The sequence below is a fragment of the Saccharopolyspora sp. NPDC003752 genome, assembly GCF_053605825.1.
In genome coordinates, this window is record NZ_JBSGJZ010000002.1 from 380,137 (window position 1) to 406,154 (window position 26,018).

Annotated in this window: 19 protein-coding genes; 11 read left to right on the forward strand and 8 right to left on the reverse strand. The window is 73.4% G+C overall.

From position 1 onward, the window contains the following. The first annotated feature begins 67 nt into the window (after positions 1-67). Together ACWEV3_RS04730 and trxA are read left to right on the forward strand one after the other, a co-directional pair. Positions 68-2,920 carry an FAD-binding and (Fe-S)-binding domain-containing protein gene (locus ACWEV3_RS04730; RefSeq protein ID WP_452612576.1) on the forward strand — a complete coding sequence of 951 codons (2,853 nt, stop codon included), beginning with the start codon at positions 68-70 and terminating at the stop codon, positions 2,918-2,920. Between the two features lie 96 nt (positions 2,921-3,016). After that, on the forward strand, positions 3,017-3,370 hold the full coding sequence (gene trxA, locus ACWEV3_RS04735; RefSeq protein ID WP_358605475.1) for a thioredoxin: 354 nt from the start codon (positions 3,017-3,019) through the stop codon (positions 3,368-3,370). A 195-nt stretch (positions 3,371-3,565) separates the two neighbouring features. Here trxA and ACWEV3_RS04740 read toward each other — a convergent pair whose 3' ends face one another. The 8 genes from ACWEV3_RS04740 to ACWEV3_RS04775 form a co-directional block, all read right to left on the reverse strand. After that, on the reverse strand, positions 3,566-4,288 hold the full coding sequence (locus ACWEV3_RS04740) for an MgtC/SapB family protein (protein WP_452612577.1): 723 nt from the start codon (positions 4,286-4,288) through the stop codon (positions 3,566-3,568). Between the two features lie 37 nt (positions 4,289-4,325). After that, positions 4,326-4,916, reverse strand: coding sequence for a class I SAM-dependent methyltransferase (locus ACWEV3_RS04745; RefSeq protein WP_452612578.1), 591 nt, complete (start codon positions 4,914-4,916; stop codon positions 4,326-4,328). A gap of 225 nt (positions 4,917-5,141) precedes the next feature. Next, positions 5,142-6,122: a VWA domain-containing protein gene (locus tag ACWEV3_RS04750; protein ID WP_452612660.1), complete on the reverse strand. Its 981-nt coding sequence runs from the start codon at positions 6,120-6,122 to the stop codon at positions 5,142-5,144. A gap of 2 nt (positions 6,123-6,124) precedes the next feature. Beyond that, entirely contained in the window at positions 6,125-7,078 is a 954-nt protein-coding gene (locus ACWEV3_RS04755) for a DUF58 domain-containing protein (protein ID WP_452612579.1), read from the reverse strand. 14 nt (positions 7,079-7,092) lie between these two features. Then, positions 7,093-8,223 carry an AAA family ATPase gene (locus ACWEV3_RS04760; protein WP_452612580.1) on the reverse strand — a complete coding sequence of 377 codons (1,131 nt, stop codon included), beginning with the start codon at positions 8,221-8,223 and terminating at the stop codon, positions 7,093-7,095. A 205-nt stretch (positions 8,224-8,428) separates the two neighbouring features. Then, complete coding sequence (gene mobA, locus ACWEV3_RS04765; RefSeq protein ID WP_452612581.1) at positions 8,429-9,121, reverse strand: molybdenum cofactor guanylyltransferase; 693 nt, start codon at positions 9,119-9,121, stop codon at positions 8,429-8,431. A 42-nt stretch (positions 9,122-9,163) separates the two neighbouring features. Continuing rightward, positions 9,164-10,486 (reverse strand): NlpC/P60 family protein, encoded by a 1,323-nt coding sequence (locus tag ACWEV3_RS04770; protein ID WP_452612582.1) that lies wholly within the window; start codon positions 10,484-10,486, stop codon positions 9,164-9,166. 163 nt (positions 10,487-10,649) lie between these two features. Further along, on the reverse strand, positions 10,650-11,489 hold the full coding sequence (locus ACWEV3_RS04775; RefSeq protein WP_452612583.1) for an SIR2 family NAD-dependent protein deacylase: 840 nt from the start codon (positions 11,487-11,489) through the stop codon (positions 10,650-10,652). A gap of 175 nt (positions 11,490-11,664) precedes the next feature. Here ACWEV3_RS04775 and ACWEV3_RS04780 point away from each other — a divergent pair, with 175 nt between their 5' ends. From ACWEV3_RS04780 to ACWEV3_RS04820, 9 genes are all read left to right on the forward strand, one after another. Next, positions 11,665-13,056, forward strand: a complete 1,392-nt coding sequence (locus ACWEV3_RS04780) for a nitrate/nitrite transporter (RefSeq protein WP_452612584.1) — start codon at positions 11,665-11,667, stop codon at positions 13,054-13,056. Then, the gene (locus ACWEV3_RS04785) at positions 13,049-15,124 is read left to right on the forward strand and encodes a molybdopterin oxidoreductase family protein (protein WP_452612585.1); all 2,076 of its coding nucleotides are present in this window, start codon (positions 13,049-13,051) and stop codon (positions 15,122-15,124) included. The genes ACWEV3_RS04780 and ACWEV3_RS04785 overlap by 8 nt, the downstream gene beginning before the upstream one ends. Further along, a complete protein-coding gene (locus ACWEV3_RS04790; RefSeq protein ID WP_452612586.1) occupies positions 15,121-16,506 on the forward strand; it encodes an FAD-dependent oxidoreductase in 1,386 nt (461 codons plus the stop codon). Before ACWEV3_RS04785 ends, ACWEV3_RS04790 begins: the two co-directional genes overlap by 4 nt. Continuing rightward, positions 16,503-19,016: a nitrite reductase large subunit NirB gene (gene nirB, locus ACWEV3_RS04795; protein ID WP_452612587.1), complete on the forward strand. Its 2,514-nt coding sequence runs from the start codon at positions 16,503-16,505 to the stop codon at positions 19,014-19,016. Before ACWEV3_RS04790 ends, nirB begins: the two co-directional genes overlap by 4 nt. Beyond that, on the forward strand, positions 19,013-19,336 hold the full coding sequence (gene nirD / locus ACWEV3_RS04800) for a nitrite reductase small subunit NirD (RefSeq protein ID WP_452612588.1): 324 nt from the start codon (positions 19,013-19,015) through the stop codon (positions 19,334-19,336). The genes nirB and nirD overlap by 4 nt, the downstream gene beginning before the upstream one ends. Next, positions 19,333-20,475: a uroporphyrinogen-III synthase gene (locus tag ACWEV3_RS04805; protein ID WP_452612589.1), complete on the forward strand. Its 1,143-nt coding sequence runs from the start codon at positions 19,333-19,335 to the stop codon at positions 20,473-20,475. Before nirD ends, ACWEV3_RS04805 begins: the two co-directional genes overlap by 4 nt. Further along, positions 20,454-21,146: a sirohydrochlorin chelatase gene (locus ACWEV3_RS04810; RefSeq protein WP_452612590.1), complete on the forward strand. Its 693-nt coding sequence runs from the start codon at positions 20,454-20,456 to the stop codon at positions 21,144-21,146. The genes ACWEV3_RS04805 and ACWEV3_RS04810 overlap by 22 nt, the downstream gene beginning before the upstream one ends. Positions 21,147-21,267: 121 nt before the next feature. Further along, complete coding sequence (locus ACWEV3_RS04815; protein ID WP_452612591.1) at positions 21,268-21,639, forward strand: hypothetical protein; 372 nt, start codon at positions 21,268-21,270, stop codon at positions 21,637-21,639. Positions 21,640-21,655: 16 nt separating this feature from the next. Next, the gene (locus ACWEV3_RS04820) at positions 21,656-25,957 is read left to right on the forward strand and encodes an HAD-IC family P-type ATPase (protein WP_452612592.1); all 4,302 of its coding nucleotides are present in this window, start codon (positions 21,656-21,658) and stop codon (positions 25,955-25,957) included. Positions 25,958-26,018: the final 61 nt, after the last annotated feature.

Sequence of the window (26,018 nt, forward strand, 5' to 3'; positions counted from 1 at the left end):
CCGGGGTCTCCGACTTGCGCACGACCGAACGAGGACCGGCCCGATCAGCAACCCGGGAGGCGCTTGCATGGCAACCTCAGCCGACGTCCTGGCCGCCGAACTGCGCGGCGAGCTCTCCGGCCCGGCCCGCTTCGACCCCGGCACCCGCGCGATGTACTCCACCGACGCCTCCAACTACCGCCAGGTGCCGGTCGGCGTCGTGTTCCCGCGCACCGAGGACGACGTGGCTGCGGCGGTCGCCGTCGCGCGGCGCCACGGCGTGCCGGTCACCGGACGCGGCGCAGGCACCAGCATCGCCGGGAACGCCGTGGGGCCCGGCCTGGTGCTCGATTTCTCCCGGCACCTCAACCGGATCCTGGACGTCGACCCCGAGCGCCGGCTGGCCCGCGTGCAGCCGGGCGTCGTGCTGGACTCGCTGCGCGCGGCCGTCGCCGGCCACGGCCTCACCTTCGGGCCGGACCCGTCCACTCACAGCCGCTGCACGCTCGGCGGCATGATCGGCAACAACGCCTGCGGCACGCACTCGGTGGCCTGGGGGAAGACCGTCGACAACGTGCATTCGCTGGACGTGCTGCTCGCCGACGGCACCCGCCTGCAGCTCGGTGAGACCACGCCCGCCGAGCTAGACCGGTTGTGCTCGCGCGGCGACCGGACCGGGCGGCTCTACCAGGAGCTCCGGGCGCTGCGCGACGACACCGGCGACCTGGTCCGGCGCTCGTTCCCGGACCTCGCCCGGCGGGTGTCCGGCTACAACCTGGACCAGCTGCTGCCGGAGAACGGCTTCCACCTGGCCAGGGCGCTGGTCGGCACCGAGGGCAGTTGCGCCGTGGTGCTGGGCGCGACGGTCCAGCTGGTGCCCTCCCCGCCGGCTCGGGCGATGACGGTGCTCGGCTTCCCCGACACCTACGCCGCCGCCGACGAAGTGCCCCGGCTGCGCGGGCTGGACGCCCTGGCCATTGAGGGGCTCAGCGCGGAACTCGTCGACGTCGTGCGGCGGCGCAACCCGGCCTCCCCCGCGCTGCCGCTGCTGCCCGGCGGGCGCAGCTGGCTGCTCGTCGAATCCGGTGGCGCTGATCAGGGCGAGGCCGAGGCGGCGGCGCGACGCATCGCGGCGGCGATGGGCGAGCGCGCGGAGAGCGTGATCCACACCGCTCCGGCGCGGATGGCGGCGCTGTGGAAGATCCGCGAGGAGGGTTCCGGGTACTCGACGCGGATGGCCGGCTCCGAGCGGTGGTCCGGCTGGGAGGACGCCGCGGTGCCGCCCGAGCGGCTGGGCTCCTACCTGCGGGAATTCGACGCGCTGCTGGCCTCCTACGGCCGCCGCGGGGTGACCTACGGCCACTACGGAGACGGCTGCATCCACGTCCGCATCGACTTCGACCTGCTGTCCTCGCCCGGCGCGACCGAATACCGGGACTTCCTGGAGGCGGCCGCGGACCTGGTCGTCGCCCACGGCGGCTCGGTCTCCGGGGAGCACGGCGACGGCCGGGCCCGGTCGGCGCTGCTGGCCCGGATGTACCCGCCCGAGGTGATCAAGGCGTTCGAGCGGTTCAAGGCCGCCTTCGACCCGGACGACCTGCTCAACCCGGGCCAGATCGTGCGCCCGCGCCCGGCCGACGCCGACCTGCGGCTGCTGGTGGCCCCGCCCCGGCTGCCCGGCCGGACCGAGCTGGCGCTGCACGCCGACTCCGGCGACCTGGCCGCCGCGACCCGCCGCTGCGTCGGGATGGGCAAGTGCCTGAACACCACAGGTGGGGTGATGTGTCCGAGCTACCGCGTGACGAAGGAGGAGAAGCACTCCACCCGTGGTAGGGCGCACCTGCTGTTCGAGATGCTGGCCGGTCGCGTCGTCCGCCGCGGCTGGCGCTCGCCGGAGGTCCGGGACGCGCTGGACCTGTGCCTGTCGTGCAAGGGCTGCAAGTCGGACTGCCCGGTCGACGTCGACATGGCGACCTACAAGGCCGAGTTCCTGCACCACCACTACCGGCGCCGCATCCGCCCGGCCGCGCACTACTCGATGGGTTTCCTGCCGTTGTGGCTGGCCGCCGGGCACCGTGCGCCCCGGCTGGCCAACCGGGTCCTGGCCGGCCCACTGGCACCTGCGATCAAGCGGCTCGGCGGGATCGACGCGCGCCGCGAGGTGCCGCAGCTGGCCGCGCGGACACTACAGGCGTGGTGGTCCGGTCGGCGCACGATCTCCGATCCCACCACTCGCGTAGTGCTGTTCCCGGACACCTTCACCAACCACTTCGACCCGCACATCGGCCGCGACGCCGTCGCGGCGCTCGAAGCGCTCGGCCACGCCGTGGAAATGCCGCGCGAACCGGTCTGCTGTGGACTCACCTGGCATTCGACCGGACAGCTGCGCATCGCCCGCGCCGTGACCCGCCGCACCGCACGCCTGCTGCGCCCGCAGCTGGACCGCGGCCTGCCGGTGGTCGGCCTCGAACCCAGCTGCACCGCGTTCCTGCGCAACGATGCGCTCGAACTCGCACCGCACGACCCGGACGTCGCCGCGCTGGCCGCCGCGACCAAGACCTTCGCCGAGCAGGTCGAGCCGACCCGCGCGCGGTGGCAGCGGGAGACCGGGCCGGAGGCGCTGGTGCAGGTCCACTGCCACCAGCACGCCGAACTCGGCTTCGCCGCTGATCAGGCCACATTGGACGCGACCGGAACGCGCGCGCGGGTGCTGGACTCCGGCTGCTGCGGCCTGGCGGGCAACTTCGGCTTCGAACGCGGCCACTACGACGTGTCGATCGCCTGCGCCGAACAGGTCCTGCTCCCGGCCGTGCGAGCGGCCGACTCCGGCACCGAGATCGTGGCCGACGGCTTCAGCTGCCGGACCCAGCTCCGCCAGACCACCGACGCCGAACCAGTCCACCTCGCCAGCCTCGTCGCCCGCGCCCTCGGCGTTCCGTGACCGGGGGTGGCGGATGCGACACGCTCTCCGGGGAATGCGCGGACGGCCACGCCGCGTTGCCCCGGTACGCCCGCAACCGCCCAGGAGGGAAAGCACATGGCAACGGTCGAGCTGACCACCGAGAACTTCGACGAGGTCGTCTCCGGCAACGAGTTCGTGATCATCGACTTCTGGGCCGACTGGTGCGGCCCGTGCAAGATGTTCGCGCCTGTCTTCGAGCGCAGCGCCGATAAGCACGACGACATCGTCTTCGCCAAGGTGGACACCGAAGCCCAGCCGCAACTCGCCGGCGCGTTCGAAGTCCGCTCCATCCCGACGCTGGCGATCGTCCGCGACAACGTCCTGGTCTTCCAGCAGCCCGGCGCCCTGCCGGAGAACGTCTTCGAAGACCTCATCCGCCAGGCCCGCGAACTCGACATGGAAGAAGTCCGCAACAGCGCGAAGGAATGACCAGCATTCGTTGGGCTCGTCTTGCGCAGCGGTGCGGGTAGCGGAACCTCAGGGGCCTTCTCGCTGTGGGATCCCCGACTCATGAGCCAATTCACCACGTCGGGGCTGTCCTCGCGAGAAGACACCTGAGAACCCGCGGCGGTGCCAGTTGCGAGGGTGAGCTAAGCGGCTGCGCCGCTTCAAAGACGCAAGTCGCTAGAAGCCCGGTTCGAAGGACTCCCCGACCGCGGTGTGCAGCACGCCCGGCATCGCGCTGATCTCCTCGACCAGCGCGGCTGCCGGCACCTTCCCGCGCAGCCGCAGCGCGACCATCACCGTCCGCTGCCGCTCGTCGTCGGTGTCCTCGCGCTCGACCTCCAGGTCCATCACCGTCCACCCGCGGCTGGTGCACAGCGTCAACACGCTCCGCAGCACGCCGTACCCGTCGAGGTAGCCGACGCGCAGCACCTGCGGCTCCCGCAACGACTTGCGCATCAACCGCAACAACCGCGGATAGCCCAGCGCCACGAGGAAGTGCACCGCCGTCGTCGCCGCGGCCAGCAGCACCAGTCCGCTGCCGCAGGCCATGCCGATCGCGGCGACCAGCCACACCGTGGCCGCGGTCGTGAGACCGCGCACCGCGTCCCGGCGCACGAAGATCAACCCGCCGCCGATGAACCCGATGCCCGAGACCACCTGCGCCGCCACCCGCGACGGGTCGAACGAGACCCTGTCGAACGCCAGCAGATCACCGAAGCCGTACTTGGACACCAGCACGAACAGCGCCGCTCCGACGCCGACCAGGGCGTGCGTGCGCAGCCCGGCGCTCTTGGCCCGGACCTCCCGCTCCAGCCCGACCAGGCTGGACAGCAGCAGCGCGGTGCCCAGCTCGACGAGCAGCGGAACCTCGCCGAACCCGGCTACTACCGCATCAGACACCCCTGGAACGTAACGCACCGCCGCCGCGCGGTCACGATCAGCTCGCCCGCCGCGGCCGCCGGGCCAGGTAGGCCACCGCCGGCGGCAGGTTGCGCCAGACCGTCCGGCTGATCACCGTCTCCTCGAACTCGGCCCGCAGGTCCGCGAGCTGCCGGCGAGCCGGCGGGGCCCACCGCGTCCAGGTGTAGGCGAACTGCGTGTACGCGCCGCCGGGCGCGAGCGACTCGGCGACCAGCCGGATCAGCGGCACCCCGGCCACCGGCGCGTGCGCCACCCACGGCAGCCCGCTGACCACGACGTCGGCCCGCAAACCCCGCTCCCGCAGCAACTCCGGCAGCTCCCGGGCGTTCGCGCACACCGACTCCACCGCCGGGAACCGCTCCCCCAGCTCCGCCGCCCACCTCGCGTTGAGCTCCAGCGCCAAGTGCCGCCCCCTGCCGCCCAGGCGGCGCTGGATCAGCTCGGTGAACGCGCCGGTCCCCGGCCCCAGCTCGACGACCACCGGGTCGCCCGAGTGCGGGACCGGCGCGACCATCTGCTCGGCCAACGACCGGGAGCTGGGACCGACCGCAGCGGTCGTGGTCGGCGATTTGACGAACTCCCACAGAAAACCCGCTGCCTGGCCCACCGGCGCTCCCGTCGCTAAGAGGATTTTCAGAATGCGGCGTCAGCCGCATGCGGTGAGGGACTCAGCTCGCACCGCCGCGGGTTCTCGGACGTCGCCTGGCGAGGACAGCCCCGACGCCGCGTATTGGACATACATAAGTCGGGGCTCCCACAGTCCAGGCGGCGGCCGTAATTCCCGCAGGGGGGCCGCCACCCGCACCGCCACGCAAACCCATTCTGAAACCCCTTAAGGCAACCTCCGGCCGGCGAACATCGACACCCCGGCCGCGATGATCGCGGTGAGCGTACCCAGCACCAACCACGGCTTGCTGGCATCTGTGTGCTTGGTCTCGTAGCCGATCTGCTCACCGAGCGTCGCGTACACCTCGCGCAGCTGCTCCGCGCTGGCCGCCTTGTGGAACTCGCCGCCGGAGAGCCGGGCGATCTCCTGCATCGCGTCGTCGTCGACCTCGACCCACTCCTGCTCGCCCTGGATCTCGATGCTGCCGTGCTTGGTGCCGAACGAGATCGTGGAGATCGGGATGCCGGCCTGCTTGGCCTCCTTGGCCTTCGTGTAGGCGCCGCGCGGTGCGTCCATGTCGCGCGGGATCGTCTGCCCGCCGTCGGCCATCAGGACGATCCGCGCCGGCGGTGCCCCGGCCGGGCCGCCGACCATCTTGCCGAACGAGTCGATCGCCTGCATCGAGGCGTTGATCCCGTCACCGGTGGCCGTCGCCTCCGCCAGCTTCAGGCTGTCGATGGCCTGCTTGACACCGGCCCGGTCGGTCGTCGGCATCACCAGCACCGTCGCGGTGCCCGCGAACGACACCAGCCCGAGGTTGATGCCCGGCGTCAGCTTGTCGGCGAACTCCTTCGCGGCGACCTTCGCGGCCTCCAGCCTGCTGGGCTCGACGTCGGTGGCCTTCATCGACAGGGACACGTCGATGGTGAGCATCACCGTGGCCCGGTTGCGCGGGATCCGCTGCTCGGCGGTCGGGCCGGTCAGCGCCACCGTCAGCATGATCAGCGCCACTCCCAGCAGCGCCGGCGGCACGTGCTTCCACCAGCCCTGCCGCTTCGAGGCGACCTGGTCGAGCACCTCCAGGTTGCTGAACCGCAGCGTGTCCCGGCGGCGCCGCCGCAGCGCCCACACGTAGCCGACGACCAGTGCCGCGACCACCAACAGCAGCAGGAACCACCACGGCGTGGCGAATCCCGACAAACTCAACATCAAGCAGCTCCTCCGGACCAACCCCGCTTGCGCGCAACGACGAACCGCACCACGTCGGCGATCCAGTCCGAATCCGTGCGCAGCGCCAGGTGCGCGCACCCGGCGCGCCGCAGCACGGCGGCGACCTCATCGCGGTGCGCCACCGCCGCGGCGGCGAATTCCTTGCGCAGCACCGGGGTGGTGTGCACTTCCCGCCGCTTCCCCGTTTCCGGGTCCGACAGCAGCACGGTTCCCACATCGGGCAGTTCCAGATCGCGCGGGTCCAGCACCTCGATCGCCAGCAGCGAATGGCGGGCCCCCAGGCCGCGCAGCGCGCGCTGCCAATCCGTCGGACCCAGGAAGTCCGAGATCACCACCGCGAGGCCGCGCCGCCGAGGCGGCCGGCGCAACGACTCCAGCAGCTTCGCGAGATCACCACGGGTGCCTTCCGCCGCGCGCGGCGTCTCGGCCACCTTCTTCAGCAACGCCCGCGCGTACGCCGCGCCACCGCGCGCCGGCAACCGGACCTGCCCGGTGCCGTTGTCCACCACCGCACCGATCCGGTTGCCGCCGCCGCTGGTCAGGAACATCACCGCGGCCAGCGCCGCGACGGCGAGCTCCCGCTTGTCGCTGGCCGCCGAGCCGAAGTCCAGGCTCGGCGAGAGGTCCATCGCCACCCAGGTCTCCAGCTCGCGGTCGGCCACCGTCTGCCGGATGTGCGGTTCGGCGGTGCGGGCGGTGACCGCCCAGTCCATCCGCCGCACGTCGTCGCCGGGCTGGTAGACCCGGGCCTCGCCGGGCTCGGACCCCGGGCCCGGCACCAGACCCAGGTGGTTGCCCTGCAACAGGCCGTCGAGGCGGCCGCGCACGCTCAGCTCCAGCGTCCGCAGCGCGACCTCCAGCTGGCCCGTGTCCAGGGCGGGCGGCGCCCAGGGCGGGCGGCCGTCGCGGCCGGAATGGGATGTCGCCGACACCGCTGCGTCGCTCCTCACTGGTGCGGGTTCGGCCCGAGGTGCGGCTGCTGCGCGTAGCCGACCGGGCCGGCCGGGCCCACCGGGGCGGGCGGGCCTGCCTGCGGCCGTGCCGACACCTGCGGCAGCGGCACGGTCTGCAGGACCCGGCTGACGATGTGCTCGACCGGGATCCCGTCGGCCAGCGCGTCGTAGGACAGCACCAGGCGGTGCCGCAGCACGTCCGGCACCACGTCCACCACGTCCTGCGGCAGCACGTAGTCCCGGCCGCGGACCAGGGCCAGCGCCCGCGAGGCGGCGATGATGCCGAGGCTGGCGCGCGGCGAGGCGCCGTAGGACACCCATCCGGCGATGTCGGAGAGACCGTGCTCGTTGGGCAACCGGGTGGTCACGACCAGCCGCACGACGTAGTCGACCAGCGCGTGGTGCACGAACACGCCGGCGGCCACGTTCTGCAGGCGGATCAGCTCGTCGGGGTTGAGCACCGGGTTGGGTTCCGGCGCCGCCACACCCATCCGGTAGATGATCTCCCGCTCCTCCTCCGCCGAGGGGTACTCGACGGGCAGCTTGAACAGGAAGCGGTCCCGCTGCGCCTCCGGCAGCGGGTAGACGCCCTCGTTCTCGATCGGGTTCTGGGTGGCCAGCACGAGGAACGGGGCGGGCATCGGGAAGCTCTGGCCGCCGATGGAGACATGCCGCTCGGCCATGACCTCCAGCAGCGCCGACTGGACCTTCGCCGGCGCGCGGTTGATCTCGTCGGCGAGCACGAAGTTCGCCAGCACCGGGCCGAGCTCGACGTCGAAGCGCTCGCTGCCCTGCCGGTAGATCCGGGTGCCGAGGATGTCGGCGGGCACCAGGTCCGGGGTGAACTGCAGGCGGGAGAACGAGCCGCCCACAACCCGCGCGAAGGTCTCCACGGCGAGCGTCTTCGCGACGCCGGGCACGCCTTCGAGCAGGATGTGGCCCTTGGCCAGCAGCCCGGTCAGCACCCGCTCCACGAGCCGGTCCTGGCCGACGATCACCCGCTTGACCTCGAAGACGGTGCGCTCCAGCAGCTGCGCGTCCCGCGCCGGGGTGCTCACCTGGTCCGCCGGGCGCGCCGCCGCGGCTCCGGCGCCCCCGCTCTCACCGTTGCCGGCCTCGGTCACTTCTCCCAGCCTCCTGTCGTCGATGCGGCCGTTCGTGGCCGATCAAGATCCTGACACGCGCCGATCGCAGGCTTGCGCGGGGGCAATGCCCCACGCACACCCAACCGCACGCGCGGTGTGACCGCTGTTAAGCGATTAATTTCACTCTTCACTGAAGTTATAGATACTACAAGCATGCGAGCGGCGCCCTCCCCGGACGAGCCGCTCACTCGGTACTTCGGGTTTCGCGGGCCCGGCGGAGGTCCTCGGGGGTGTCCACATCGGACGCTTCCGCCCCGGATGCGGGAATCAGCAGCGGCGCCAACGGCGCGAAGGCGGAGCGGATCGAGCCGTTGCGCGCCTCCCCCGGCATCGCCTCCCGGAGCGCGGCGGTCCGCCACACCCCCACCAGCCACTGCGGTTCGCCCGCGTCGTCGGCCAGCACCGCGCCGGGAGCTCCGGGATCGGCGAGCAGCGCCTCCAGCAGGCGCGAGATCGTCGCCGGCTCCAGGTGCGGATGATCTCCGGCGAGCACCGCGACCAGCCGCGCCGACGGCGGCAACCTCCGCAACCCGGCGTGCACGCCGGCCAGCGGGCCGCCGCCCGGCGGCTCCTCCAGGGCCCACTCGACCGCCCTGGCCGTCTGCCGCTGCGGCCCGACCACGATGACCGGATCCGCCGCCGCCACGGCGTCGAGGGTGCGGTCCAGCAACGACCGGCCGCCGACCGGCAGCAAGACCTTGTCCACGCCGCCGAGCCGACGCGCCCGACCGCCCGCCAGCACGAGTGCCGCGAATTCCACCGCCACGCCGCGCAATGCTCCCAGCCGCCCGGAACCCGCGGCCAACCGGACCGCGGGCCGGCCTTCACGAGCAGCCGGTCGCAGGCCGCAGGACCAGCACTTGGTCTTGCTGTGCACGACCTTCCGAAGACCGGTAGGCCCGAGCTGGGACTCCGGGCCTCAGAGCATGCGGACCGCGTACGGGGCGATGCCGCCGTAGCGGACGGCGGTGACCCGGACCCGCGAGCCCGAGTACGGCGCCTCCACCATCTTTCCGCCGCCGAGGTAGAGCGCCACGTGGTGGATCCGGCCGCCGTCCTGCCAGAACAGCATGTCGCCGCGCCGCATCTGCGACACCGGCACCCGGCGGCCGGACTGGTACTGGTAGCCGCTGTAGTGGTCGAGGCTGACGTCGGCCCCGGCGAAGGCGTAGATCATCAGGCCCGAGCAGTCGAACCCGACCTTGGCGTAGTCGCCGTAGGAGTCCGCGACTCCACCGTCCCGGATGCCTCGCGACGGGCCGCGCGAAGTCCCGCCGCCCCACGCGTACTGCACGCCCAGCTGGGACAGCGCCCGCCCGACGACCACCTCGACCGACCGCCCGCTGGGCCGCGGCCCGGCATTCGCCGATGGAGCGGTGACCGCGCCGTTCGACGTGGCCTGCGCGGCCGCGGCGGCCTCCTCCTCGCGCTGCTTCGCAGCTTGCCAGCTCTCGTACCGGCCGCGCTGCGCTTCCAGGCCCGCCACGTGGGAGCGCGCCTCGGCGAGCTGCGCTTCCACGCCTGCCTTGTCGGCCTCCAGCCGGCGCGCTTGCTCCGCCTGCGTCTCCTGCGCCGTGATGGCCGCCTGCTCCGCGGCCTCCGCGGCGCTGCGCGCCTGATCGGCGGCGAGGCGCTTCGCCTCCGCGTCCTGCAGCGCCGCCCGGGTCAGCGAGTCCTTGTTGACCTTCTCGATCCGCGCCCGCTCCAGGTCGTCCATGACGTCGAGCTGGGATTCGCTGATCGCGTCCAGGAAGACCGCCCGGTCGAGCACGTCCTGCGGGGTCTTCGAGCCGATGAAGGCCGTGGCCGAGCCGATCGTGCTGCCCTGCCGGTAGCTGCTGGCCGCGAACTGGTCGAGCCGCTTGCGCTGCTCCTCGATCTGCCTGGCCGCGGAGTCGGCCTCGGCTCCGGCCGCCTCGGCGGCGCGGCGGGCGTCGTCGTAGGCGCGTTCGGCGCGGCCGAGGTCGACCCGCGCCTTGTTCGCGTCCTCCATCTTGAGCTCGACCTGGGACTGCAGGCCGATCAGCTGCGACTCCGCATCGGCGAGCCGGTTCGCCAGCTCCCCCACCTGGCTCGCCGTGCTCTGCGCCGTCTCGCGGCCCGCGCTTATCTCGGCGTCGCTGGGGTTGGGCGGCGGGGGTGGCACCGCGAGGGCACTGCCGGACGCCGCCAGGCCGACTGCCGTCAGCAGCGTGATCGTGGCAATGCTCCGCGCGCGGAGCACTCCTCGGGTTCGCGACACGACCGTCACCTCCAGCTGATGCGCCCGATCGGCGGTCGATCAATGGGCCGAATGGAGTCACACGACAGCCAGGAACTTTGCCACTCGTGTCCCGATTGCACCACTCGACACGATCACGACTCGTGCAACATCAGCCACACGTGTCACATCGATGGAGGGACGTTCACCCCCAGGTGCTGGGGTCGCCCCAGGTGCGCAGCGGGTTCGGCGAGTCGATCAGCGGCGCCGCGACCAGCTCCGGCAGCACCTCGACCAGCGGCTCGCGCAGCACCGCCGACGCCACGTCGTCGTACGGGGTCGGCTCGGCGTTGCAGATGACCAGCGCCGCGCCCGCCTTCACGGCCAGCTCCACGAAGCCCGCCGCCGGGTACACCGTCAGCGAGGTGCCGGCCGCGACGAACAGGTCGCAGTTCAGCGTCGCGCGCTGGGCGTCGCGCAGGACGTCGGGGTCCAGGGACTGTCCGAAGGAGACGGTCGCCGACTTGAGGATGCCACCGCAGGAACGGCAGGGCGGGTCCGGCTCGCCGGCCGCCACCCGTTCCAGCGCGGCGCTCATCGGGCCCGTCGCCCCGCAGTCCAGGCACACCGTCCGGTAGATCGTGCCGTGCAGCTCCAGGACCCGGTCGCGGTCCAGGCCGGCGCGCTGGTGCAGCTCGTCGATGTTCTGCGTCAGCAGCGCGCCCAGCCGCCCGGAGCGGTCAAGGTCGACGAACGCGCGGTGGGCGGCGTTGGGCTCGGCGCGCCAGGCCGAGTGCTCGGCGCGGTTGCGCCACGCCTCCTCGCGGACCTGCGGATCGGCGATGTAGCTGGCTATGTCGGTGAGCCGCTGGGCTGCCGGATTCTTGGTCCACACGCCGTTGGGGCCGCGGAAGTCCGGGATCCCGGAGGCCGTCGACACCCCGGCGCCGGTGAGGGCGGTGATCCGGCGCGCGCGGCCGAACAGTTCGCGGGCGCGCTGCCAGTCCGCGCCGTCACCCGTGCCGTCCGCCGTGCCTCGCTGCATCACGGCTCCACGGTGCCATGGACCGGCCGGCCGAGGCGTGCTCGGGGGCCGTTCCGCTGCTCACATGGCCCGGACCTGCGCTTGTGAAGGCCGGTTTGCACCGCGGTAACGATCGGTGCGCCCGCGCGAAACACCCGGTTCCTACCTTCGGAGCAATCCGACGAGAGGAGCCGAGTTGACCGCGAGAGCCAAGACCAGCGGCCGCTGGATCGAGGGCTGGGATCCCGAGGACGAGCGGTTCTGGGAATCCACCGGCAAGCGCGTGGCGCGGCGGAACCTGATCTTCTCGATCCTCTCGGAGCACATCGGCTTCTCCGTCTGGAGCATCTGGTCGGTGCTGGTGCTGTTCATGTCGCCGGACATCGGCCTGCCGTTCACCGCGGCCGAGAAGTTCCTGCTGGTGATCACCCCGAACCTGGTGGGCGCCGTGCTGCGGCTGCCCTACGCCGCCGCGGTCACCCGCTTCGGCGGCCGCAACTGGACGGTCTTCAGCTCCGCCGTGCTGCTGGCACCGACCGCGCTCGCGTTCCACTTCGTGCAGCAGCCGGGCACGCCGCTGTGGGTGTTCATGCTGATCGGCGCCACGGCCGGGGTCGGCGGCGGCAACTTCGCGTCGTCGATGACGAACATCACGACCTTCTACCCGCAGCGCCACCAGGGCTGGGCGCTGGGGCTCAACGCGGGCGGCGGGAACCTCGGCGTGGCGGCGATCCAGGTCGTCGGCCTGCTGGTGATCGCCACCGCGGGCAACACCCACCCGTCCTACGTCGCGGCGATCTACCTGCCGCTGATCGTGGTCGCCGCCCTGTGCGCGGCGCTGTTCATGGACAACGTGGACGCGGTGCGGGCCCGCCCCGGCGCGTTGCGCGAGGCCGCCGCGAACAAGCACACGTGGTGGGTCTCGTTCCTCTACATCGGAACGTTCGGCTCGTTCATCGGTTACAGCTTCGCCTTCGGCCTGGTGCTGCAGACCGAGTTCGGCTTCACCCCGCTCCAGGCCGCGAGCTGGACCTTCCTCGGCCCGCTGATGGGCTCGGTGTCCCGGCCGTTCGGCGGCTGGCTGTCCGACCGGCTGGGCGGCGCCCGGGTCACCCTCGGGGCCTTCGCCGGCATGACGGCGGGCACCGGGGCGCTGCTGTTCGCGTCGTCGCAGGGCTCCTTCGCGCTCTACCTCGCGGCGTTCATCGCGCTGTTCGTGCTGACCGGCATCGGCAACGGCTCGACCTACAAGATGATCCCCGCGATCTTCGCCGAGGAGGCCGAGGACGACGTGACCGACGGCGGCGAGGCCATCGCGGCTTTCGCCCGGGCCCGGCGGATGTCCGGCGCGGTGATCGGCATCGCCGGCGCGATCGGTGCGCTCGGCGGCGTGGGCATCAACCTCGCCTTCCGGGCCTCCTACGGCGGCGCGGCCGCTAACGGCGATGCCGCCCTGACGACGTTCCTCGGCTACTACGTGGCGTGCGGGCTCGTCACCTGGGTGGTGTACCTGCGCGGACCTCTCAAGAGCGCGCCCGCACCGCGGCCGGCTCAGGAGCCGTCGAAAGCCGAGGTCGGTCGTGCCTGACATCCGGACCGTTGCCACCCACTGCCCCTACTGCGCCCTGCAGTGCGGCACCCGGCTGACGCGCGAGCGGCGCGGCGTGTCGGTGCGGCCGACGGACTTCCCGGTGAACCGGGGCGGGCTGTGCCAGAAGGGCTGGACCGCGCCCGCCCTGCTGGACGTCCCGGACCGGCTGCGGAACCCGCTGGTGCGCCGCGGCGGCGAGCTCGTGCCGGTCGACTGGGACACCGCGCTGGGCACCGTCGCCGCCGGCATCGACCGGGTGCGGCGCGAGCACGGGCCGGACGCGGTCGGGGTGTTCGGCGGCGGCGGGCTGACCAACGAGAAGGCCTACCTGCTCGGCAAGTTCGCCCGGCTGGCGCTGGGTACCAGCCAGATCGACTACAACGGCCGGTTCTGCATGTCCTCGGCCGCGGCCGCCGGCAACGCCGCCTTCGGCGTGGACCGGGGACTGCCGTTCCCGGTCACCGATCTCGGCGGCGCGGACGTGGTGCTGCTGGCCGGGGCGAACCCGGCCGAGACCATGCCGCCGCTGATGCAGCACCTGAACGCCGCGCAGCTCGTCGTCATCGATCCCCGGCGCACGGCGACCGCCGAGCGCGCCGCACTGCACCTGCGGCCCGCCCCGGGCACCGACCTGGCGCTGGTGCTCGGGCTGCTGCACGTCGCCGTGGTCGACGGCTGGGCCGACACCGCCTACATCCGGTCCCGGACCACGGGTTTCGACGCGGCGTGGCAGCGGGCGACGACCTGGTGGCCGGAGCGCGTCGAGCGGGTCACCGGGGTTCCGGTGACGGCGCAGCGGCAGGCGGTGCGGATGCTCGCCGAGGCCGAGAGCGCTTACGTGCTCACCGGTCGCGGGGCGGAGCAGCACAGCAAGGGCGTGGACACCGTGTCCGGGTTCATCAACCTCGCCCTCGCGCTCGGCCTGCCGGGCCGGCCCGGTCGCGGCTACGGCTGCCTCACCGGTCAGGGCAACGGTCAGGGCGGGCGCGAGCACGGCCAGAAGGCCGACCAGCTGCCCGGGTACCGGATGATCATCGATCCCGCCGCGCGGGCGCACGTGGCCGGGGTCTGGGGCGTGCCGCCCGAGGTGCTGCCCGGTCCGGGCCGCAGCGCCTACGAGCTGCTCGACGCCGCGGGCCGCGCCGACGGGCCCCGGGCGCTGCTGGTCTTCGGCTCCAATCCGGCGGTTTCGGCGCCCAACGCCGGTCACGTCGTCGAGCGGCTGTCCGCTTTGGACCTGCTGGTGGTGGCCGACTTCGTGCCATCGGAGACCGCGGAGCTGGCCGACGTGGTGCTGCCGGTGACGCAGTGGGCCGAGGAGGAGGGCACCATGACCAACCTCGAAGGCCGCGTGCTGCGGCGCCGCCGGTTGCAGGTGCCGCCCGGCCACGCCCGCAGCGATCTCGAAGTGCTGCACGGCCTGGCTGTCCGGCTCGGCGAGCCAGGCCACCGCTACCCCACTTCGCCCCGGGAGGTCTTCGACGAGCTGCGCCGCGCGTCGGCCGGTGGCAAGGCCGATTACAGCGGCATCACCTACGACCGCCTCGATTCCGGCGAGGCCCTGCACTGGCCCTGCCCCGACCCGGCACATCCCGGCACCCCGCGCCTCTTCCTCGACGGCTTCGCGCATCCGGACGGGCTGGCCCGGTTCGCGGCCGTGGAGCACCGCGATCCGGCCGACACGCCGCAGGAGGCGTTCCCGCTGACCGCGACCACCGGCCGGGTGCTGGCGCAGTACCAGTCCGGGGCGCAGACGCGGCGGGTGGCCGAGCTCAACGAGGCGTCCGCCGAGGCGTTCGTGGAGATCCACCCGGACACCGCCGACCGCGCCGGCCTCGCCGAAGGCGCCCTCGCCCGGGTCACGTCGCCGCGAGGCAGCGCGCTGGCGCGCGTGCGGATCGTCGCCACGATGCGCACCGACACCGTGTTCCTGCCGTTCCACTTCCCCGGCCCCGGGCGGGCGAACCTGCTCACCGGTGACGCGCTGGACCCGCGCAGCCAGATGCCGGAGTTCAAGGTCAGCGCCGTGCGGATCGAGCCCGCCGGGGAGGTGGCCGCCCGATGAACCGCATCGTCATCGTCGGCAACGGGCCCGCCGCACACCGGCTGGTCGAGCGGCTGCGCGCGCACGGCCACGCGGACCCGATCACGGTGCTGGGCCGCGAGGAACACCCCGCCTACAACAGGGTTCTGCTCGGCGCGGTCCTGGACCGGACGCTGGCCCCCGCCACCCTGGCACTGCCCATCGTGGACGCCGAGGTGCACCTGCGGGTCACCGCCACCGAGATCGACCGCGCCCGGCGCGTGGTGCGCACCGACACCGGCGACGAGCACCCGTACGACGTGCTCGTGCTGGCCACCGGCTCCCGGCCCCGGCTGCCCGAAATCCCCGGGCTGGGCGGCGAACGCCTGCAGGCGCTGCGCACGCTCGCCGACTGCGCGCGGATCGGCTCCGCCGCAGGTCCGGTCGCGGTGCTCGGCGGCGGGATCCTCGGCGTCGAGGCGGCGCGGGCGCTGCTGGCTCGCGGGCACGAGGTGACGCTGGTGCACCCGAATCCGCACCTGATGGACCGGCAGCTCGACGACGTCGGCGGGCGCCTGCTCGCCGAGCGGCTGGGCAAGCTCGGCGTCGAGCTCCGGCTCGGCCGCCGGGCGGTCTCCTACCGGCGCGGGCGGCTCGTCCTGGACAGCAGCGATGTGGTGCCGGCCGGCCTCGTCGTGGCGTGCACCGGAGTCGCTGCGGAGACCGGGCTGGCGGTGCGGGCGGGATTGCCGGTGCGGCGCGGGATCGTCGTCGACGACCGGCTGCGCACCAGCGATGCGCGCATCCATGCCATCGGCGACTGCGCCGAGCACGACGGCAAGGCGTCCGGCCTGATCGCCTCGGCCTGGGAGCAGGCCGACGCGCTGGCTGAGCTGCTCGCCGGCGGCGACGCGCGCTACCGCGGGACGCGCACCGTCACCCGGCTCAAGGCCCGCGGCATCGACCTCGCCTCGATCGGCTCGGTCGACTGCCTCCAGAGCACGGACGCCGAGGTGGTGACGCTGTCGGACCCGGCCCGCGGCCGCTACGCGAAGCTCGCGCTGCGCGAGGAGCGGATCGCCGGCGCGGTGCTGTTCGGCTTCCCGGAGGCGATCGCGGCGGTCAGCCAGCTGCACGACCGCGACCTGCCGGTGCCCACCGACCGCCTCGCGCTGCTGCTGGGCACGCCGGCCGCCGTGCCGGGCGCGCCCGCCGAGCTGCCCGACGACGCGGTGATCTGCCGCTGCAACAACGTGACCAAGAAGGCCCTGACCGCCGCCTGGCAGGGCGGCGCCCGCTCGGTCCCCGAGCTGGCCAGGGCGACGCGGGCGACCACGGGCTGCGGAGGCTGCGTCGACGACGTCGGCCGCCTCTGCGGCGCGCTGGCCGACCGCACCGAACACCAGAAGGAGGGCGCGGCATGACCCGCACGCTCGTCGTCGTCGGCCACGGGATGGTCGGCCACCGGCTCGTCGAAGCGCTCCGGGAGCGCGACGCGGACGGCACCTGGCGGATCGTCGTCCTCGGCGAGGAATCCCGGCCCGCCTACGACCGGGTGGCGCTGTCGTCCTACTTGGACGGCAAGAGCGCCGAGGACCTGAGCCTGGTCGACCACGAGCTGCTGGACGACCCGCTGGTCGACCTGCGGCTGGGCATCGGCGCCACCGGCATCGACCGGACGGCCCGCACGGTGTCCACATCGGATGGTGCGGAACTGAGCTACGACGCGCTGGTGCTGGCCACCGGCTCGCGGCCGTTCGTGCCGCCGGTGCCCGGCCACGACCTCGACGGCTGCTTCGTCTACCGCACCATCGAGGACCTCGACGCGATCCGCGCCGCAGCGACCGAAGGCGAGCCGGGCGTCGTCATCGGCGGCGGCCTGCTCGGGCTGGAGGCCGCGAACGCGCTGCGCCTGCTGGGGATGCGCGCGCACATCGTGGAGATGGCGCCGCGACTGATGCCCCTGCAGGTGGACGAGGGCGGCGGCCAGGTGCTCGGCCGGCTGGTCGGCGATCTCGGCCTGACGGTGCACTGCGGCGCCGCGACGAAGTCCATCGACGGCGACGGGCGCGTCCGCGGGGTCGCGCTGGCCGACGGCACCGTGATCGACACCGAGGTCGTGGTGTTCTCCGCCGGCGTCCGGCCGCGCGACGAGCTCGCCGAGCTCGCCGGGCTGGCGCGCGCGGAACGCGGCGGGTTCCTGGTCGACGCGAGCTGCCGCACCAGCGACGAGAACATCTGGGCCATCGGCGAATGCGCCGCGGTGGAAGGCCGCTGTTACGGCCTGGTGGCGCCCGGCTACAGCATGGCCGAGGGCGTCGCGGAGCAACTCCTCGCCGTCGGCGAGGGGACCTTCCCCGGCGCGGACCTGTCCACCAAGCTCAAGCTGCTCGGCGTCGACGTCGCCAGCTTCGGCGACGCCCACGCCCAGACCGACGGCGCCCTGGAGGTCGTCTACGCCAACAACGCCGCGGGCACCTACGCCAAGCTCGTGCTCAGCGACGATGCGCGGATCCTGCTCGGCGGCGTCCTCGTCGGCGACGCGACCGCCTACTCGGTGCTGCGGCCGCTGATCGACCGCGAACTGCCCGCCCCGCCGGAACAACTGCTGCTGCCCGCGGGCTCCGGCGTCGACGCGGGCGCGCTGCCCGCCGACGCGACGGTCTGCTCCTGCAACAACGTGTCCAAAGAGGACATCACGTCGGCGATCGCCGGGCAGGGGCTCACCGACGTGCCCGGGATCAAGGCCTGCACGAAGGCCGGCACCAGCTGCGGCTCGTGCGTGCCGATGCTGAAGAACCTGCTCGCCGAATGCGGCGTGACCGCCTCCAAGGCGCTGTGCGAGCACTTCCCGCAGTCCCGCGCGGAACTGTTCGAGATCGTCCGGGCCACCGGGATCGGCTCGTTCTCCGAGCTGATCGGCAGGCACGGCAGCGGTCACGGCTGCGACATCTGCAAGCCCGCCGTCGCCTCCATCCTGGCCAGCCTCGGGCACGGCCACATCCTCGACGGCGAGCAGGCCGGGCTGCAGGACACCAACGACCGGTTCCTGGCCAACATGCAGCGCAACGGCACCTACTCGGTGGTGCCCCGGGTGCCCGGCGGCGAGATCACGCCGGAGAAGCTGATCGTGCTCGGCGAGGTCGCCAAGGACTTCGGCCTCTACACCAAGATCACCGGCGGGCAGCGCATCGACCTGTTCGGCGCCCGGGTGGAGCAGCTGCCGCTGATCTGGCGGCGGCTGGTCGACGCCGGGTTCGAATCCGGCCACGCCTACGGCAAGGCGCTGCGCACCGTGAAGTCCTGCGTCGGCAACGACTGGTGCCGCTACGGCGTGCAGGACTCGGTGAGCATGGCGATCCGGCTGGAACTGCGGTACCGGGGCCTGCGGGCGCCGCACAAGATCAAGGCCGGCGTGTCCGGCTGCGCCCGCGAGTGCGCCGAGGCCCGCGGCAAGGACTTCGGCGTGATCGCCACCGACAAGGGCTGGAACCTCTACGTCGGCGGCAACGGCGGCTTCACCCCGCGGCACGCCGACCTGCTGGCCGTCGACCTCGACGACGAGCGGCTGATCAGGATCATCGACCGGTTCCTGATGTTCTACGTGCGCACCGCCGACCGGCTGCAGCGCACCTCGGCGTGGCTGGAGGCGCTCGACGGCGGCCTCGACCACCTGCGGGAGGTGGTGGTCGAGGACTCCCTGGGCATCGCCGGGGAGCTGGAGGCCGCGATGCACCGCCACGTCGAGAACTACGCCGACGAGTGGGCCGGGGTGCTGGCCGATCCCGGCAAGCTCGCCCGCTTCGTGTCCTTCGTCAACGCCCCCGACGCGCCGGATCCGACGATCCGCTTCGTCCAGGAGCGCGGCCAGATCCGGCCCGGCCCGGTCGCGCTCCCGATGCCCGCCATCCCGAACCAGGAGGTGCTCACGTGAACTGGCAACAGATCTGCGAACTCGACCTGCTGCGGCCCGAGTTCGGGCTGCCCGCGCTGATCAGCGACCACGCGGTGGCGCTGTTCCGCACCCGCGACGACGAGCTGTTCGCCGTCGGCAACGTGGACCCGTTCTGCGGGGCCGGCGTGATGAGCCGCGGCATCGTCGGCGACCGCGACGGCGAACCCACGGTCGCCTCGCCGATGCTCAAGCAGGTCTTCTCGTTGCGGACCGGGCTGTGCCTGGACGACCCGGGCGCGCGGCTGCCGGTCTACCCGGTGCGGCGCCGGGCCGACGTGGTGGAGGTCGCCGTCCCTTGATCGACGAACTCGCTGGTTACACCGTCGCGGTGACGGCGGCGCGACGGGCCGACGAGCTCGGTTCCCTGCTGGAGCGCCGCGGCGCGCGGGTCGTGCACGGCCCCGCGCTGCGGATCCTGCCGCTGGCCGACGACGCGGAGCTGCGCCGCGCGAGCCGGGACTGCATCGCCGTCCCGCCGGACGTGGTCGTGGCGACCACCGGCATCGGGTTCCGCGGCTGGATCGAGGCGGCCGAGGGCTGGGGCATCGGCACCGAGCTGCTCGACGCGCTGCGCCCGGCGCAGCTGCTGGCCCGGGGGCCGAAGGCGCGGGGGGCGGTCCGCGCCGCCGGGCTGCCGGACCCGTGGTCGCCCGCCTCGGAGTCGTCGGCGGAACTGCTGGAACACCTGCTCGACCAGCCGCTGGACGGGGTCCGGGTGGCGGTGCAGCTGCACGGCCAGCCGCTGCCCGACTTCGTCGAGGCGCTGAGCTGCGCGGGCGCGGAGGTCATCGAGGTCCCGGTGTACCGCTGGACCGCGCCCGCCGACATCACCGCGCTGGACAACCTGCTGACCTCGGTGTGCGCGCGGGAGGTCGATGCGGTGACGTTCACCAGCGCGCCGGCGGCGGCAAGCCTGCTGTCGCTGGCCGCCGAGCGGCGCTGCCAGGAGGCCCTGCTCGACGCCCTGCGCGGGCCGGTGCTGGTCGCCTGCGTCGGGCCGGTGACGCACGCCCCGCTGGCCGATCACGGCGTTCCCGCGGTGATCCCGCAGCGGTTCCGCATCGGCGCACTGGTGCGCGCGCTGTGCGTCGCGCTGCCGGGCCGGGCACCGACGCTGCCGGTCGGCGGCAGGCAACTGCAGGTGCGCGGGCACGCCGCCGTCGTCGACGGTGTGGTGAAACCCCTTTCACCGCAAGGGAAGACGCTGCTGCTCGCCCTCGCCGAACGGCCCGGCCGGGTGGTGTCGCGGCGCGGCCTGGCCGAGGCGCTCAACGGCGCCCGGAATCCGGCAGACGAGCACGCCGTGGAGCAGGCTGTCGCGCGGCTGCGGGCCGCGCTGGGCGCGCCGGAGCTCGTGCAGACCGTGATCAAGCGCGGATACCGACTTCCGCTGGAACCGATGGGGAACGCACCGCGATGCGCCGATCCGCAACCCTGACTCCTCCGCTGCTGCTGGTCGCCCACGGCACCCACGATCCCGCCGGGCCGCGGGTGGTCGAACGCCTCGCCGAAGCCGCGGCCGCCCGCCTGCGGGTGCCGGTGCACGTCGCGTACGTGGACGTCATCGGCCCGACCGTCGCGGAAGCCCTGCGGGCGGCCGGTGACGGACCGGTTGTCGCGCTGCCCGCGTTCCTCGCGGCCGGCTACCACGTGCGCACCGACCTGCCGGCGCAGATCGCCGCGACCGGGCACGAGGACGTGGCGGTCTGCGCACCGCTGGGACCAGCGCCGGAGATCGTCGAGGCGATGCTGCGGCGGTTGGCCGCCGCCGGGTGGCGGCCCGGCGACCGGGTCGCGTTCGCCGCGGCCGGTTCGTCGGACGAGCGGGCGCTGGCCGACGTGCGGACCGCGGCGCGGCTGCTCGGCCGCCGCGTCGGCCGGTGGCTGACGCCGAGCTACGTCGCCACCGCCGCGCCGGCGACCGCCGACGTCTGCGGCCCGGCCGACTTCGTCGCGCCGTACCTGCTGGCCCCGGGGTTGTTCCACCGGCGGCTCGCGGAGCTGCCGGTGGCCGGCGTCGCCGAGCCGATCGGCGCGCACCCGGGCGTGATCGACCTGATCACCCGCCGCTACCGGTCGGCGGTGCGCGATCGCGTCTCCGCCGCCTGAACTCCCGGCACCGGGATTCATCCGCGCGGATCGGGGTACTTCAACGGGATCGGCTTCAAGGCGATCTGACGTCCGGCGCGGCCTGAACGGCTGCGGCTCCGGAGGAGGGGGTGTCCCAACCATGGCCACCACGACAAGTCCGAGCACCTCGTCGACGAGCTCGGGCACCTCGCACCGCACTCGCAAGCAGCCCGCGACCAGGGCCGCCCGGGCGCGTGGCGGCACGGAGATCACCCTCCCCTACGTCACCGCCGAGCTCCACACCACCAAGGTCCACCTGCCCGGGCTCCCCGGGATGCCCGGCCGCAAGGAACTGGCCTCCGCCGTCGACACCGTGCGCGGTCAGCTGCCCTCCCGCGAGCAGGCGCTGTTCTACGGCGGGCTGACCGCCGCGGCCGCGTTCAGCCTGATCGAGTGGCCGGTGGCCGCCGCGATCGGCATCGGCAACGCGCTCGTCCAGCGCAGCGTGCACAAGGAGATCAGCGAGGCCTGATCGCGAAGGATCTCCGATGCCGCTGGGTTGGCTCCTGTCGAAGGCCGCCGAGGTCATCGCGCCGGTGGCACACGCGGCCCGCACTGTGGCGGCCACACCGGCCGACCGGCGGGTGTGGGCTGGCCGCAACCGCAGCCACCTGGAGATGCGCGGGGTGCACAGGCCCGGCACCGAGGCTGCGGCACGCGACGTCGAGCGGCGGCTGCGCGACGTCGACGGGGTGCGCGACGCCGAGGTGAACGGCGTGTTGGGCCGGGTCGTGGTCACGCACGATCCGGAGGTCGTGAACATCGCGGCGCTGGCCCGCGTGATCGCGGAAGCTGAGGCCGAGCACGGCTTGGACGACGAGCCGATGTCGCCGCGCAGCGCGGCGCACCCGGGAAACGCCGAAGCGGTGCTCCGCGACGTGGGCGCCCTGGTCGCGGGCGTGGCCGGGCTCGGCTACTCCGCGGTTGGGGCGTTGCTGCCGGTGCGGGCCGTTTCGCCGCTGGTTCCGGCCGTGGTGTCGCTGGTGGATTCGGTGCCGTGGATGCGCGGTGGCTTGGAGCGCAAGCTCGGCCGCGCCCCGGTCGACACCACGCTGGCGCTGGGCGGCGCCATCGCCCACGGCCTGGCCCGCCGCCCGCTGGGCGTGCTCACCGACATGTGCGGGCGGTTCTGCGCGTCCCGCGAGGCCATCGCCCGGCACCAGGCCTGGCAGCGGTGGGAGCAGGTCTCGCACCGCTGCGATCCAGTCGCGGTCCCCGACCGCCCACGTCCGATCCCGGACGGTCCGGTGGAGCGGGTCGCCAATGTCTCCGGCGGCATGGCGCTGGCCGGGTACGGCATCGTTCTCGCCGGGTCGCGCAACCCGCAGCGTGCCCTCGCGGCGTTGCTGGCCGGTGTGCCGCGTCCCTCGAAGGCCGGTCGCGAGGCCTTCGCCACCCACCTGACCACCGCGATCTCGGCGCGCGGCGGGCTCGTGCTGGAGCCCGACGCGGTGCGCCGGCTGGACCGGGTCGACACCGTCGTGTTCGACGCACCGGTCCTGCTCACCGGTCGCCGGGTCCTGGACGCCGTGATCCCGCTGGACCCCGAAGCCGATGCCGCGGAGCTGTTCGCCCGCGCCGGTGAACTCGTCGATCCCAGTGACCCGTTGGCCGAGCAAGTCCGCGACGGGTGGTCGACGGCGCCGCTCCCCGACGACCTCCCGGACGCCGCCCGCGACGTCGTCGAGGCCGAATCCTCGCGCGGCGCAACGGTATTGGCGCTGAACCGGGACGCCACCCCGGTCGCCCTGGTGAGCGTCGCCGACGAGCTCGACCCGCTGGCCGAGGCGCTGGTGGAGGCCGCGCGCGCCAACGGATCGGCGGTGGTGGCCGGGATCGGCAGCCGGCTGGACCAGCGGCTGCCGCTGGATCGGCTCGTCGCTGGCGGCAACAACCTGGCCCGCTCGGTGCGGCGACTGCAGGCCGACGGTGCCGTCGTGGCCGTCGTGTCCAACCGCGCGCACTCCGCGCTGGCCGCCGCGGACGTCGGCATCGGACTGTCCGAAATGGACACCCAGCCGTGGGGCGCCGACGTGCTGTGCCCGAGAGCCGATGTGGCCCACATGCTGCTGGCCGCAACCGAAAGCGCTCGCCGCGCCAGCCGGTACGCCGCGATGCTGTCGGTGGCCGGATCCTGCATCGCGGCGCTGTTCGCGGCGTTCGGCCCGGCGGTCGGCGCGCCCGGCCGGGCCTCGATGCCGGTGCACGCCGCGACGCTGGCCGCCTTCGTCACCGGCACCTGGGCCGGGATGTCCGCGTCGAACCGCGCTCCCCCGGTCCCGCAGGAACGCACCCCGTGGCACGCGATGCCGCCGCCCGCGGTGCTGTCCGCGTTGTCCAGTTCCGAACAGGGGCTCAGCGAGTCGATCGCCGATTCCCGGCACCGGCCGCAGGACGGTGGTCGGATCCCGCCGACCGTGGCCGGGGCCACCGTGGAAGGCCTGATCACCCCGATCACCCCGGTGCTCGGGGCGGGCGCGGTGATCTCGGCGGGCCTGGGTTCGATCATCGACGCCGCGCTGATCGGCGGCGTGCTGCTGGCCAGCGCGCTGGTCGACGGCGTGCAGCGGGTCGCCACGGACCGCGAGCTGACGCGGCTGCTCGACGCCGGCCAGATGCCCGCGCGGCGGCGGCGCGACGGGATCGCGCGGCTGGTGCCCGCCGACCAGCTCGTGCCCGGCGACGTGATCGAGCTGCGGGCCGGCGACGGGGTCCCCGCGGACTGCCGGCTGCTGGCGGTCGAGGCCCTGGAGGTCGACGAGTCCAGCCTCACCGGCGAATCCCAGTTGGTCGCCAAGGAAATCGAGGCCACGACCGCGCCCGCGGTCGCCGACCGCGCGTGCATGCTCTACCAGGGCACGGCCATCGCCAGCGGCTCCGGCACCGGGATCGTCGTGGCCGTTGGCACGTCCACGGAGCTCGGGCGCACCGCGCAGGGCACCGTGGCCGAGCACGACGGCGGCGTCGAGGCCAGGCTCGGCGAGCTGACCAAGCGGGTGCTGCCGATCTCGGTGGGCGCCGGCGCCGTGCTCTTCCTCGCCGACCTGGTGCGCGGCATCCCGCTGGCCCAGACCGTCGCGCGCTCGGTCGGCCTGGCCGTGGCGGCGGTTCCGGAGGGGTTGCCGTTCGTCGCCACCCTCGCCGAGCTCGCCTCGGCGCGCCGACTGTCCAAGCGCGGCGTCCTGGTGCGCAGTCCGGCGATGATCGAGGCGCTGGGCCGGGTCGACGCGCTGTGCTTCGACAAGACCGGAACCCTCACCCAGGGGCGGATCACGCTGCGCCAGGTGTCCGACGGCCGCACCGGCCAGTCCACTGAGGACCTCGACGACGGGCACCGCGAGATCGTGGCCGCCGGCGTGCGGGCCACGCCGCGCCAGCACGACGAGCACCCGCTGCCGCACCTCACCGACCGGGCGGTGCTCGACGGCGCCCGCGCGGCGGGCGTCGTGGCGGATGGGGCCGTGCTGGCCGAGTTGCCGTTCGAGCCCTCGCGCGGCTTCCACGCGGTGCGGACCCGCGATCTGCTGTCGGTGAAAGGGGCGCCCGAGGTCGTGCTCGACCGATGCACCGGCTGGCGAGATCGCGGGGCGTTCGACGCCGAGGCCCGCGCCGACGTGGAAGCGGAGATCGAGCGCCTGGCACTGCGCGGCTACCGGTTGCTGGCCGTGGCCGAACGCGCCGTCGAGGCGGGCACCGATCTCACCGAGTCCGATGTGGACGGCCTCGAGTTCGTCGGACTGCTGGGCCTGGCCGATCCGGTGCACCCGACCGCCGCCGACGCGGTCGCGCAGCTCGGCGGGGCGGGTGTGGACGTCATCATGATCACCGGCGATCACCCCAGCACCGCCGAGGCCATCGCCGCCGAACTCGGCATGCTCGGCGACAAGCGGGTGCTGACCGGCGCGGAGCTGGATCAGCTCGACGACGAACAGCTCGCGGGCGAGCTGCCGAAGGTCTCCGTGTTCGCCCGGGTCAGCCCGGCGCAGAAGGCGCGCATCGTGCGCCGGCTGCGAGCCGGCGGCCGGGTCGTGGCGATGACCGGTGACGGCGCCAACGACGTCCCGGCGATCAACCTGGCGCAGGTGGGCATCGCGTTCGGGTCCCGCGCCACCCCGGCGGCCCGGCAGGCGGCCGACCTCGTGGTCTCCGACGACCGCATCGAGACGCTGACGGACGGCATCGTGGAGGGGCGCGCGATGTGGACCTCGGTGCGCGACGCGCTGTCGATCCTGCTCGGCGGGAACCTCGGCGAGATCGGCTACGCGCTGGGCACCGGGCTGGTCAGCGCCGGCGCCTCGCTCAACGCCCGGCAACTGCTGGTGGTCAACCTGCTCACCGACATCATGCCGGCGATCGCGATCGCGGTGCGGCCGCCACCGCAGGCCACCCCGGAGAAGCTGCTCGCAGAAGGCCCGGAGGCCTCGCTCGGCTCGGCGCTGGCGCGCGACGTCTCCGCCCGCGCGGCCGCCACCGCCGGCGCTGCGGGGCTCGCCTGGATGCTGGCCAGGCCGCTGTCCACCGCGGCCCAGGCCCGCACCACCGGCCTGGTCGCGCTGGTCGCCGCGCAGCTGGCGCAGACGCTCGCGGTCCGCGGCCGCACGCCGCTGGTGCTCGTCGCGGGCGTGGGATCGGCGCTGGTCCTCGTCGGGCTGGTGCAGGTCCCCGGCGTCAGCCAGTTCTTCGGCAGCAGCCCGCTCCTGCCGCACCACTGGCTCATCGCGGTCGGCACCTCGATCGCGGCGACGCTGGCGGTGCTGCTGTGGCAGAAGTGGTCGCAGAACGGCCCCTGACCTGCACTGTTCTGGCTCGATTCACCTGCGCTTCATCTCCCGCGCAACCACGGCTAACCCG